This window comes from Streptomyces sp. CBMA29 (assembly GCF_014596445.1).
Classification (GTDB): domain Bacteria; phylum Actinomycetota; class Actinomycetes; order Streptomycetales; family Streptomycetaceae; genus Actinacidiphila.
In genome coordinates this window covers 26,454-38,439 of the sequence record NZ_MECL01000018.1, presented here as the reverse complement: position 1 = coordinate 38,439, position 11,986 = coordinate 26,454, and the positions used below count along the sequence as shown (strand labels likewise).

10 protein-coding genes are annotated in these 11,986 nt (G+C 72.6%); 6 read left to right on the top strand and 4 right to left on the bottom strand.

Features of this window, described 5'->3' with window-relative positions:
* The first annotated feature begins 225 nt into the window (after positions 1–225).
* The 3 genes from BGM09_RS02965 to BGM09_RS02955 are packed head-to-tail and all read left to right on the top strand — an operon-like array spanning position 226 to position 3,479.
* The gene (locus tag BGM09_RS02965; RefSeq protein WP_188279784.1) at positions 226–1,110 is read left to right on the top strand and encodes an alkaline phosphatase family protein; all 885 of its coding nucleotides are present in this window, start codon (positions 226–228) and stop codon (positions 1,108–1,110) included.
* Between the two features lie 3 nt (positions 1,111–1,113).
* Positions 1,114–2,439, top strand: coding sequence for an MFS transporter (locus BGM09_RS02960; protein ID WP_188279783.1), 1,326 nt, complete (start codon positions 1,114–1,116; stop codon positions 2,437–2,439).
* A gap of 20 nt (positions 2,440–2,459) precedes the next feature.
* Positions 2,460–3,479, top strand: coding sequence for a TolB family protein (locus BGM09_RS02955; protein WP_188279788.1), 1,020 nt, complete (start codon positions 2,460–2,462; stop codon positions 3,477–3,479).
* A gap of 41 nt (positions 3,480–3,520) precedes the next feature.
* Here the strand turns inward: BGM09_RS02955 and BGM09_RS02950 are convergent, their stop codons facing one another.
* The gene (locus BGM09_RS02950) at positions 3,521–4,882 is read right to left on the bottom strand and encodes a glutamine synthetase family protein (protein WP_188279782.1); all 1,362 of its coding nucleotides are present in this window, start codon (positions 4,880–4,882) and stop codon (positions 3,521–3,523) included.
* A gap of 275 nt (positions 4,883–5,157) precedes the next feature.
* Here BGM09_RS02950 and BGM09_RS02945 point away from each other — a divergent pair, with 275 nt between their 5' ends.
* From BGM09_RS02945 to BGM09_RS02935, 3 genes are read left to right on the top strand one after another with little or no spacing between them, the layout of a single operon-like run.
* Entirely contained in the window at positions 5,158–6,234 is a 1,077-nt protein-coding gene (locus tag BGM09_RS02945; protein ID WP_188279781.1) for an iron-siderophore ABC transporter substrate-binding protein, read from the top strand.
* Complete coding sequence (locus tag BGM09_RS02940) at positions 6,227–8,101, top strand: ABC transporter ATP-binding protein (RefSeq protein ID WP_317452502.1); 1,875 nt, start codon at positions 6,227–6,229, stop codon at positions 8,099–8,101. Before BGM09_RS02945 ends, BGM09_RS02940 begins: the two co-directional genes overlap by 8 nt.
* Complete coding sequence (locus tag BGM09_RS02935) at positions 8,098–9,849, top strand: ABC transporter ATP-binding protein (RefSeq protein ID WP_188279780.1); 1,752 nt, start codon at positions 8,098–8,100, stop codon at positions 9,847–9,849. Before BGM09_RS02940 ends, BGM09_RS02935 begins: the two co-directional genes overlap by 4 nt.
* Before the next feature lie 14 nt (positions 9,850–9,863).
* Here the strand turns inward: BGM09_RS02935 and BGM09_RS02930 are convergent, their stop codons facing one another.
* Genes BGM09_RS02930 through BGM09_RS02920 form a run of 3 tightly spaced genes read right to left on the bottom strand, consistent with a single transcriptional unit; the run spans position 9,864 to position 11,974 of the window.
* Positions 9,864–10,703 (bottom strand): hypothetical protein, encoded by an 840-nt coding sequence (locus BGM09_RS02930; RefSeq protein WP_188279779.1) that lies wholly within the window; start codon positions 10,701–10,703, stop codon positions 9,864–9,866.
* A 33-nt stretch (positions 10,704–10,736) separates the two neighbouring features.
* Entirely contained in the window at positions 10,737–11,357 is a 621-nt protein-coding gene (locus tag BGM09_RS02925) for a hypothetical protein (protein WP_223186213.1), read from the bottom strand.
* 11 nt (positions 11,358–11,368) lie between these two features.
* On the bottom strand, positions 11,369–11,974 hold the full coding sequence (locus BGM09_RS02920; RefSeq protein ID WP_188279778.1) for a hypothetical protein: 606 nt from the start codon (positions 11,972–11,974) through the stop codon (positions 11,369–11,371).
* Positions 11,975–11,986: the final 12 nt, after the last annotated feature.

Here is an 11,986-nt window from a genome sequence, read left to right as displayed (position 1 = left end):
GCGACAGGCCCGGCGCGCGGCGGGCCGTCCGGTCCGGCGGGGGCCGAGGCGGCGCGGCGGCGCGGTAATTCCGGCCGGGCGGAAGGGGGTGGGAGCCGGCGGCAGGCCGTACCTCGGTGTTCGCCTTCATTTCATCCGGCGCCCGCTCGCCGGGTCGCGACCGGGCTCCTAAAATTGTCATGTACAGCGGTTCCTCGTCCTTCCCCCCACTACCGGAGGTACGCCGTGCACGGCTGGACTCTGCCCCGCCGCAGCCGCACCGCTCTGTTGTCCGCAGTCGGCCTCGCCGCCGCGTCCGCCGGTCTGTGGACCGGTCTCGGCGGTTCGGCGCACGCGGCAGGCTCTGTGCCCACCCCCGACCACACCCTGGTGGTGGTCATGGAGAACCACGCGTACAGCCAGGTCATCGGCAGTTCGAGCGCGCCGTACATCAACTCGCTGGCGACCGGCGGCGCGAATCTCACGCAGAGCCACGCGATCACGCACCCGAGCCAGCCGAACTACTACGCGCTGTTCTCCGGGTCCACGCAGGGCGTGACGGACGACAGTTGCGTGAAGATCGGCTTCAGCTCCGCCGCGAATCTCGGCTCCGAGGTGATCGCCGCGGGCAAGACCTTCGGCAGTTACAACGAGACGCTGCCGAGCCAGGGTTCGACGACCTGCAAGAGCGGCAACTACGCGCAGAAGCACAATCCGTGGTTCGGCTTCGGCAATGTCCCGACGTCGACCGCGAAGACCTTCGCGCAGTTCCCGACGGACTACTCGACACTGCCGCGGATGTCCTTCGTCGTCCCGAACCTGTGCAGCGACATGCACGACTGCTCGGTGGCGACCGGCGACACCTGGATCAAGAACAACCTGGGCGCGTACGCGACGTGGGCGAAGACCCACAACAGCGTGCTGGTCGTGACCTTCGACGAGGACAACTCGCTGAGCGGCAACCGGATTCCGACCGTCTTCTACGGTCAGCCGGTCACCGCGGGCAGCTCGTCCGCGACGAACTACAACCACTACAACCTGCTGCGCACGCTGGAGGATCTGGCGGGTACCTCGGGGCACGCGGGCAACGCCGCGTCCGCCGCGGACATCACCGGCATCTGGACCAACTGACCGATGTACGTCAGCGAGAGCCGCGGCAGCACGCCCGCGACACCCGCACCGACGAGCGCGGCGGACAGCGCACCGACGACCGCGACGACGACCGCCCGGGGCCCGCGTCCCGGGCGGTCGTCCGCGGTCACCTCGACGGTGCTCGCGCTCGGCGCGGTCAGCCTCATCACCGATGTGTCGTCGGAGATGGTCACCGCGGTGCTGCCGTTGTACCTGGTCACCGGGCTCGGGCTCTCCCCGCTCGGCTTCGGTCTGCTCGACGGCGTCTACAACGGATTCAGCGCGGTGGTACGGCTGGTCGGCGGTCATCTCGCCGACCGCGGCGGGCGGCACAAGGCGGTGGCCGCCTTCGGGTACGGGCTGTCCGCGCTGTGCAAGCCGCTGCTGCTGGCCGTGCACACCCTGCCGCTGATCGGCGCGGTGCTCGCCGTGGACCGTACCGGCAAGGGCCTGCGGACCGCGCCGCGCGACGCGCTCATCTCGCTGTCGGCGCCGCCGGAGTCGCGGGGCCGGGCGTTCGGTGTGCACCGCGCGATGGACACCACCGGGGCGCTTCTCGGGCCGCTGGCCGCCTTCTTGATTCTCCGTCAGGCGGCGGAGGGGTACGACGCGGTCTTCACCGTCAGTTTCTGTGTGGCGGCGGTCGGCGTGATCGTCCTGCTGCTGTTCGTGCCGTCGGGCGTACGGCGGTCAACTCCCGTGCTCGACAAGGACGTTGACCGGCCGTCCTTACGGGCCGCCGTGGGGCTGCTCGGGCGGCGGGAGCTGCGCGGGCTGACGCTGTGCGCGGTGGCGCTCGGGCTCGCCACCGTCAGCGACTCCTTCGTCTATCTGCTGCTGCAACGCCGACTCGGCGTCCCCGACCGGTGGTTCGCGCTCCTTCCGCTGGGCACCGCCGCCGCCTTCCTGCTGCTCGCCGTGCCGCTGGGCCGCTGGGCGGACCGGGTCGGCCGCTGGCGGGTCTTCGTCGGCGGCCACTTCGCGCTGCTCCTGGCGTACGGGCTGCTCCTCGGCCACCTGCGGGCGGGCGTACTGCCGTACGCCGTACTGGCGTTGCACGGGGCCTTCTACGCGGCCACGGACGGTGTGCTGATGGCGGCCGCGGCCGGTTCCGTACCGGCGGCGCTGCGCTCCAGCGGGCTCGCGCTCGTACAGACCGGGCAGGCCGCCGCGCGCTTCTTCTGCTCCATAGCCTTCGGGGCGGCGTGGACCGCGTGGGGCGACCAATCCGCCCTGGCGGGCGCCGCGTTGGCGCTGACGGCGAGCGTCGCGCTGTCGGTCCGGCTGCGGCCGTCACGGACTCCCACGGCGCCGGAGGCGACGGCATGAGCGCGCCGGTCGAGGGCGGCATGAGCATGCGCAACCGGCTGCTCGTGCTGGTGGCCAGCATCACCGTGCTGGCGTGCGTGGCGGGCGTCGCGGTGTGGCGGGCCGCCGACCGGGCCGACCGCAGGAACCAGGTGCAGGCGGGCGGTCCCGCCGTGCGCGCCGGTACGGTCTCGCTGGCCGCCGGCGGCCCCCGTATCGTCTTCCGCTCCATGGCGTGGGGGCCGCACCGCGACGAGTTGGCCTCGGTGCCCGCCTCCGCGCCGGACGGGCCCCGCGTCGCGTCCGGCGTGAAGTGCCTGCGCTTCTACGCGGCGGGCGGCACCGGCATCTGCCTCCAGGCCAGGCGCGGCGCCGTCAACGACTCGTACGACGCGGTCGTCCTGGACTCGGCCCTGCGCGCCACCCGCCGCGTCCCGCTCGCGGGCATCCCGACCCGCGCCCGCGTCTCGCCCAGCGGGCGGATGGCCGCCTGGACCGTCTTCGTCGGCGGCGACTCGTACGCGGGCACCGACTTCTCCACCCGCACCTCGGTCCTGGACACCCGCACCGGGGCCCTCCAGCCGTCCCTCGAGGACTACGCCGTCACCCGCGACGGGCACCGCGTGCGCGCCGCCGACGTCAACTTCTGGGGCGTCACCTTCGCCGACGACCAGCACTTCTACGCCACGCTCGCCACCGGCGGCCACACCTACCTCGTGCGCGGCGACGTCGCCGCCCGTACCGTCACCACGCTGCGCACCAACGTCGAGTGCCCGTCACTCTCCCCCGACGGCACCCGGATCGCCTTCAAGAAACGCGTGCCCGGCCTGCCCGCCGACGCCCCCTGGCGCCTCTACGTCCTCGACCTGGCCACCTCGCGCGAGTGGCCGCTGGCCGAGACCCGCAGCGTCGACGACCAGGCCGTCTGGTCCGACGACACCACCGTCGTCTACTCCCTCCCCGGCGACTACGGCTCCGACCTGTACACCGCCCCCGCCGACGGCACCGGCGCCCCCCGCCTCCTCACCCCCTCAGCCCTGGCCCCCGCCTGGCTGCCCTGACCGCGGAGGTGACACCCCGCAGGCCGAGCAGTTCCTCGCGGCTACAGGTTCGGGAGGTTCTTGCGCAGTTCGAAGGCGGTGACCTCGGAGCGGTACTCCTCCCACTCCTGCTTCTTGTTGCGCAGGAAGAAGTCGAAGACGTGCTCGCCGAGGGTTTCGGCGACGAGTTCGCTGCGCTCCATGAGGGTGATGGCTTCGCCGAGGTTCTGCGGGAGGGGCTCGATGCCCAGCGCGCGGCGCTCGGAGTCGGACAGGGCCCAGACGTCGTCGTCGGCGCCGGCCGGGAGTTCGTAGCCCTCCTGGATGCCCTTCATGCCCGCCGCGAGGAGCACGGCGTAGGCGAGGTAGGGGTTGGCGCCGGAGTCGATGGAGCGGACCTCGACGCGGGTGGAGCCGGTCTTGCCGGGCTTGTACATCGGGACGCGGATCAGGGCCGAGCGGTTGTTGTGGCCCCAGCAGATGTACGAGGGGGCCTCGCCGCCCGCGCCCGCGGTGCGCTGGGAGCCGCCCCAGATCCGCTTGTAGGAGTTGACCCACTGGTTGGTGACGGCGGCGGTCTCGCCCGCGTGCCGGAGCAGGCCCGCGATGAAGGAGCGGCCGACCTTGGAGAGCTGGAATTCGGCGCCCGACTCGTAGAAGGCGTTGCGGTCGCCCTCGAAGAGGGACAGGTGGGTGTGCATGCCGGAGCCGGGGTGCTCGGAGAACGGCTTGGGCATGAAGGTGGCGTGCACGCCCTGTTCGAGGGCGACCTGCTTCATGACGAGCCGGAAGGTCATCACATTGTCGGCGGTGGAGAGCGCGTCGGCGTAACGCAGGTCGATCTCCTGCTGGCCGGGGGCGCCCTCGTGGTGCGAGAACTCGACCGAGATGCCCATGGACTCCAGCATCGTGATGGCCTGGCGCCGGAAGTCCATGCCGACGTTCTGCGGGGTGTGGTCGAAGTAGCCGGAGTTGTCGGCGGGGGTCGGCCGCCCGCCGTCCATCGGCTTGTCCTTGAGCAGGAAGAACTCGATCTCGGGGTGGGTGTAGAAGGTGAAGCCGAGGTCGGAGGTCTTGGCGAGCGCGCGCTTGAGGACGTAGCGCGGGTCGGCGTACGACGGGGAGCCGTCGGGCATGAGGATGTCGCAGAACATGCGCGCGGTGCCGGGGCTCTCGGCGCGCCAGGGCAGGATCTGGAAGGTGCTGGGGTCCGGCTTGGCGATCATGTCGGACTCGTACACCCGGGCGAAGCCCTCGATGGCGGAGCCGTCGAAGCCGATGCCCTCGTCGAAGGCCTGTTCCAGTTCGGCCGGTGCGACGGCGACCGATTTCAGGTAGCCGAGCACGTCGGTGAACCACAGGCGGACGAAGCGGATGTCCCGCTCCTCCAGGGTGCGGAGAACGAACTCCTGCTGCTTGTCCATATCCATCCATCCTTGCCGGTCAGGCCACCTGCTCCCCGCCACTGGCCAGATCGGGGACGCACATCCGGGATTGCGAGCCGAGCATCCCATCACGCGATTTCCGGCGCGTTGCGGGGGCCCTCTCCCCCATAGTGCCTGCCCGCGACGAGTCCTTCATCATCGCGCGGCGCCCGATCGTTGACGGCGCGGAAAGGCTGATGCTTTAGTAAGGGCAGCCTTACCTAAGACGCACCCCTGTTCGCCACAGCTGCATACCCGTACGAGGAGCCGTACCCGTGAGCACACGCACGCGTCCTGGAACAGTCCGCGACCCGCTCTCCCGGAGAGGCTTCCTGCTCGGCGCCGGCGGCGGGGCGGTCGCGGCGGCGCTGGCCCTCGCGGGCTGCTCGTCGGACGACGACGGTACGGACGGCGGTACGGACGCGAAGCCGGCCGGCGCGAGCAGCACGGGGGACGGCGGGAAGTCGGCCGCCTTCCCCGTGACCGTCGAGGGCAAGCCGGGACCGACCACGGTGAAGGCCGAGCCGAAGCGGGTCGCCGCCGTCGGCTATCTGCGGGACACCGACGTGGCGCTCGCCCTCGGCGCGCCCCTCGTGCTCGCCACCCGCAACGCCGTCTTCCCCAGCGGCCTCGCGCCCTGGCAGAAGCCGGCCACGCCGCCGGAGCTGGTCACGGCCACCGACGGCCTGCCGCTGGAGAAGATCGCCGCCGCGACACCCGATCTGATCCTGGCCGCCGACGACTACCAAATCGAGGACGACTACGGGAAGTTGACCCGGATCGCGCCCACCCTCGGGTACAGCAACGGCATCGGCAAGGACGACTGGGAGCTGACCGCGCAGCGCATCGGCGACGTGCTCGGCAAGCGCGCGAAGGCCGACGAGCTGGTCACGCGGGTGCGGGCGAAGATCTCCGAAGTGAGGTCGCAGCACCCCGAATTCGCCGGAAAGACCTTCACCTTCGGGCCGGTGGGCGCGGACGGCTCGGTGTTCACCACGAGCAGCACCGCGGACGCCGCGGCCGTCTTCTTCAGCCAACTCGGCCTGAAGCTCTCGCCGAAGGTCACCAGCCTGCCCAAGTCCGCGACGCCCGGCCGCTCCCAGATCGCCCGCGAACGCCTCGACCTGCTGGACGCCGACGTCATCATCCTCACGTACGTCAACGACGACGCCCGCAAGAAGTTCGAGGCGGACGACCTCTTCAAGCGGCTCCCGGCGGTCAAGCGCGGCTCGTACGTCCCGCTGGACATCGGCACCGCCGTCGCGCTGGCCTTCCCGTCCCTGCTGAGCATCCCCTACGGCCTGGACGCGGTCGCGCCGAAGCTCGCGACGGCGGTCAAGAACGGTGGCTGACAGGCCGTCAACCGCCAAGCGGGGCAAGCCGGCCGACGACGGACCGGCTCCGCACTCCCCCGCCCGCGACCTCGCCGCGGTCCAGCGGCCGGTACGCGGGCGGGTCAACGTCGCCGCCGCGCTCCAGGGCCTGGCCGCCGCGCTCTCCGTGGCGCCGATGGTCGCGGTCGTGGAGATCGGCAGGCGGCTGCTGGACACCGACGGCGGCGCCGGGACCGTACGGTCCGACCGGCTGTGGCCGCTGGTCTGGCTCGCGGTCGCGCTCTTCGCCGCCCGGCTCGCGCTCTACCTGCTCGCCGCCCTGACCGGCCACCTCGCCGACGCGGAACTGGCGTACGGGCTGCGGCGCAGGCTCGCGGCACACCTGGCGGTGCTGCCGCTGAGCTGGTTCGCGGGCGGGGTCTCGGCGCGGGTGAAGACCACCGTGCAGGACGACGTGAACGCTCTGCACCACGCGGTGGCGCACGCGCGCGGCGACATGGCGGCGGCCGTCGCGGGGCCCGCCGTCATCGTCGGCTATCTGCTGTACGCCGACTGGCGGCTCGCCCTGCTGACCGTCGCGGTGATCGCGGGCGCGCAGAGCATGCGGATGCGGCTGGCCGGGCGCTCGGCGGAGCCGGTCCGGCGCATCGCGGCGGCCAACGCCGAACTGTCGGGCGCCACCATCGAGTTGGTGCACGGCATCGTCGTGGCGAAGGCGTTCGGCGGTGCGCGGGCGCCGCAGCGCTTCCGGGACGCGGCGAGCGCGTACGCCGACGCGAACGACGAGGCGCAGCGCGTTTTCATCAAGCAGCGCAGCCTCACCCGGGCGACGGTGGCTCCCGCCACGATCCTGCTGCTGGTCACCGGCGCCGGGGTCGGCTGCGTCGGGCTCGGCTGGACGCACCCGGTGGACATCGTGGCCTTCGCGCTGCTCGCGCTGGGCCTGTTCGAGCTGCTGACCCCGCTCTACGCGGCCCGCGACCTGCGCCGCACCGCGCGGGCGGCGGCGCACCGGGTCGCGGACCTGCTGCGCGAGCCCGCCGAGGTGGTGCCCGAGACGCCCGAGACGCTGCCCGCCCCCGCGCCCGGCAGCCGCGCGCTCCCGCTCGAACTCGCCGGAGTCTCCTTCGGCTACACCCCCGACCGCGAGGTGCTGCACGGCATCGACGCCGTCCTCGCGCCCGGTACGGTCACCGCCGTCGTCGGCCCGTCGGGCGCGGGAAAGTCCACGCTCGGGCTGCTGCTGGCCCGCTTCCACGACGTCACCGAAGGCGCGATCCGGCTCGGCGGTACGGACATCCGCCGGATCGAACGGTCCGAGCTGTACCGGCACGTCGGCTTCCTCTTCCAGGACGTGGTGCTGCTGCGCCGCTCGGTACGGGAGAACATCGCGCTCGCCGACCCGGGCGCGAGCGACGCGGAAGTGGAGGCGGCGGCGCGGGCCGCGGCCGTGCACGAGCGGATCATGCGACTGCCGCGCGGCTACGACTCGGTGATCGGCGAGGACGCCCGGCTGTCCGGCGGCGAGGCGCAGCGCGTCAGCATCGCCCGCACGCTGCTGGCGGACACCCCGATCGTGGTCCTGGACGAGGCGACCGCCTTCGCCGACCCGGAGTCGGAGGCCGCGGTACAGGACGCACTGGCCGAACTGGCGGGCGGGCGAACCCTGTTGGTGATCGCCCACCGGCTGCGTACGGTCGCCGCCGCGGATCTGATCCTGGTGCTGGACGACGGCCGGATCGCCGAGCGCGGCACGCATACGGAACTGCTCGCCGCGGGCGGGCGCTACGCCCGGCTGTGGAACGCGCAGCAGCCGGACCGGGACAGGGCGGCCGGGGCCGCCGGACGTCGAGCCGAACAGCCCGCTCAGGGAGGCCCCGCGTGATCGCGCTGCTGCTGCGGATCGTCGGGGACGCGCAGCGCCGCCCGCTGCTGCGCTACCTGCTGTCCACCACCGTCTACGCGGTCAGCGAGGGCGTCGCCTTCGGGCTGCTGGTGCCGCTGCTCACCGCGCTGCTGACCGGCAGGACCGCGACGGCCGGCTGGTGGCTGCTGCCGCTGGCCGGGACGGTCGTGATCGGCTGGATCGCCCACTACGACATGGGAATCCGGGCGCTGCTGCTGTCCTCCGCGTGGCGCAGGTCGCTGTACGACCGGCTCGGCGAGCACGTCGTACGGCTGCCGCTCGGCTGGTTCGACGCCACGCGCACCGGGCAGTTGGAGCGGCTGCTCGGGCGCGGGGTCACCACCGCGACGCTGTCGGTGCACCTGGCGCAGACGCTGATCGGGGCCGTGCTGACGCCGGTCACCATCTTCGTCTTCATGCTCTGCTACGACTGGCGGATCGCCCTGTCGGTGCTGGTCACCGTGCCGGTGGTGCTCGCGGTGTTCTCCGTCGCGCGGCGGCTGACCGACCGCACGGAGGCCGAGCACGACGCCGCCGCGGCGGAGGCCGGGGCACGGCTGGTGGAATTCGCGGGCGCGCAGCCGGTGTTGCGGGCCAACGGCCGCTCCGACGACCCGGCGGGCGGCGGTCGCGGACAGCTCGACGGCGCCCTGGCGGCGCAGCACAAGGCCGCCCGCCGCGAGGTCACCGGAGCGCTGCCGGGACTGCAACTCGGCCAGCTCGCGATCCAGTTGGCCTTCACCGCCGTCCTGGTGATCGGCGTACTGCTGGCCACCCACGGCGAGGTGTCGCCCGCGCGGGCCGTCGCGCTGCTGGTGCTCGGCGTGCACTTCCTGCAACCCTTCGCGGTCGTCGCGGGCGCGGTGGTGGCGCTGCGGACCTGCCGGGCGGCGATCGAGCGGATCGACGCCGTACTGAACACCCCGCCGCTGCCGGAGCCGGCCGAACCGCGCGAATTGCCGCGCGGGGAGGGCGGGTTGTCGGTCGAGATCGACGGCGTCACCTTCGGATACGGCCCGGCGGCTCCCGTGCTCGACGCTCTCACGCTGCGGATTCCGGCGGGCGCCACCACCGCCCTGGTCGGTGCCTCGGGCGCGGGCAAGACCACCGTGACCAAGCTGATCGCGCGCTTCTTCGATGTGGAAGCGGGCGCGGTCAGGATCGGCGGGATCGACGTACGGGAGCTGTCCACGGCCGAGTTGATGGACACCGTCTCGCTGGTGTTCCAGGACGTGCACCTCACCGACGGCACGGTCGAGGAGAACATCAGGCTCGGGCGGCCCGACGCGACCGACGCGCAGGTACGTGCCGCGGCCCGGCGGGCGCGGGTCGACCCGATCGTGGAGCGGCTAGAGGACGGCTGGGCGAGCCGGGTGGGCGAGGGCGGACGGCTGCTGTCCGGCGGTGAGCGGCAGCGCGTGGCCATCGCGCGCACGCTCCTCAAGGACACCCCGATCGTCCTGCTGGACGAGGCCACGTCCGCCCTGGACGCCGAGAACGAGCGCGCCGTCCACGAGGCGCTGGACGAACTCGCCGCCGGGCGCACCCTGTTGGTGATCGCGCACCGCCTGTCCACGATCGCCGCCGCCGACCACATCGCCGTACTGGCAGACGGCCGGATCGCGGAACAGGGCACGCACGCCCAACTGCTCGCCGCGGGCGGGCGCTACGCCGCGCTGTGGTCGGAACACGAACGCGCGCGCGGCTGGCGCCTCACCAACCGCTGACCGCAGGACAGGCCCTAACCGAAGGTGTCGATGCTCGCGATCTTCCAGGTGCCGTCCTGGTGCACGGCGTCCACCGCGAACATCGCCGCCGCGTAAGTGGTCGCCGCATTGGCCGACTTGGCGGTGCTGGTGTTGCTCTGGTCGGCGAAGACCAGGACGCGGGCGCGGTCGCCGTCGAGCAGTTCCACGCCGGTGTCGGTGACGGTCGTGGTCAGCACGAGCTTCTGCGCCGGCGCCTGGGCCCGGACCTGGGCGAGCATCGTCGCGTACTGCTGTACGGCCTTGCCGGTCAGTACGCGCTTGGCCGCGTCGTCGGTGCGGGCGGTGTCGGCGTAGTTGTAGGAGAAGACCGCGTTCACGGCCTGGGCGACGGTGCCTTTGACCTCGCTGGTGCGGGCGGTGTCGGTCAGCGCGGTGTTGCCGGAGGCCACCGAGTCGCGCAGGTCGGACGCCTTGCCCGCGGACCAGGCGGCGAGGCCGCCGAGCAGCACGGTCAGCAGGGCGAGGCCGACGGTGAGGACAGTGACGGGCCGCGGGCGCCACCGCCGCGCGCGGGCTTCGGACTCGGACTCGGGCCCGGACTCGGGCTCGGACTCGGGCTCGGACTCGGGCTCGGACTCGGTCGCCTTGTCGGTGGGCTTCTCCGACGTACGCGGCGGGCGCACTGGGCGGGTCCGTACGGCGGTGGCGGCGGGGGCGGTGGCACGCTCCGGACGGTCCGCGACCTCCACATCCACATCCGTATCCGTATCCGTATCCGTATCCACATCCGCTGTACGGGTCGCGCGCTCGCGCGGGGGCGCGGTGGCCGCCAGGCGGCGCTGGCGGTTGATGAGGTGGCGGGTGGTCGACATGGGCGGCGGTCCTCTCGCGGACGGCGGGGCGGCTTACTTGCCGTCGGTGGTGGACGTGGAAGGGGACGGCGACGGGTCTGCGGCGCTGTCGCCCATGGGCGCCTGGCCGAGGGCGCTGAGCTTCCAGCCGGAGGCCGTGCGGGTGAGTTCGCCGAGCATCCGGCTCTCCTTGACCGCGGGCTTGGCCTTGGGCGCCTCGACGGTGATCCGCAGCGCGATCATCACGCCGGCCTTGCCGGTCCTGGTGTCGAGTTCGGTGACCGCGCCGGACAGGATCTTCGCGGTGCTGACCGTCTGGGCCTGCTGCACCTGCTTCTCGAACTCCGCCCGCCCCTGGACCAGTTGGCTGTGCAGGTCGCCGGTCGTGGAGCTCTCCCAGATGTCGAGCCCGTGGTCGACGTCGGAGTAGTCCAGGGTGTTCATGTTCTGCACCGCCTGCTCCCCCGCCGCGAGCACCGTGTCGCGGGTCCGCGCAAAGGCCGCGTCGTCGTCGTGCGCGGCCCCGTACCGGGACCAGCCGGTCAGGGCGGCGGCGACCGCCGCGGCGACGGCGAGCGCGACGGCCGTGGCGAGCAGCGGCCGGCCCGGAGCGCGCAGCCGCGCCCCGAGCCGGTCCCACGACCCGCCGCCACCCTTGAAGGGCATCCGTGCCATCCGTCTTCCTCCTACCGGGCCTTGAGATCGGTGATCCGCCAGTGGTCGCCGTCGAGCCTGGCGGTGACCGAGAGTTGGGCCGCCGCGCTGGTGGCCGCGGCGCCCTTGCGCTGGGCGGTCTGGTCGAGGAAGACCAGCAGCCGGGCGCGGTCGGCGGTGAGCCGGACGACTCCGGCGCGCACCACCCTTGTGGTCAGGGTGAGTTGCTGCTCGGCGACGCGCTGCCGGATCTGCCCGAACAGCGCCTGGTACTGGTCGGCCGCCGCGCCGTCCAGCAGGTCGCGGGCGGCCCGCTCCGTCGACTCCGTGTCCTGCGGCGTGTACGCGAAGATCTTGCCGAGCGCGTTGCTGACGTCCCCGACGACCCGGTTGGTCGCCTCGGTGTCGGTCAGCGCGCGGTTGTCCGTCGCGGCCGGGTCGGTCAACCGGTGTGCCGCGTAACCGAATCCGCCGCCCCCGAGGAGCAGCAGGACGATCGCGGCGACCGCCGCCGTACGCCGCCATCCGTACGGCCACCGCCAACGCCGCCCGGCGGCAGCCTGGTTGACCTCCGGCGCGTCGGTCTCCGCCGCCTCGGTCTCCGGCGCCTCGACGTCGGGCTCATGCGTGGTGCTCACTTGGCCGCCTCT

Excerpts from the sequence above, each read along its gene's own strand:
- BGM09_RS02955 (WP_188279788.1), top strand. The coding sequence starts at position 2,460 with ATGAGCATGCGCAACCGGCTGCTCGTGCTGGTGGCCAGCATCACCGTG.
- BGM09_RS02925 (WP_223186213.1), bottom strand. The coding sequence starts at position 11,357 with ATGGCACGGATGCCCTTCAAGGGTGGCGGCGGGTCGTGGGACCGGCTC.
- BGM09_RS02950 (WP_188279782.1), bottom strand. The coding sequence starts at position 4,882 with ATGGACAAGCAGCAGGAGTTCGTTCTCCGCACCCTGGAGGAGCGGGAC.
- BGM09_RS02930 (WP_188279779.1), bottom strand. The coding sequence starts at position 10,703 with ATGTCGACCACCCGCCACCTCATCAACCGCCAGCGCCGCCTGGCGGCC.
- BGM09_RS02960 (WP_188279783.1), top strand. The coding sequence starts at position 1,114 with ATGTACGTCAGCGAGAGCCGCGGCAGCACGCCCGCGACACCCGCACCG.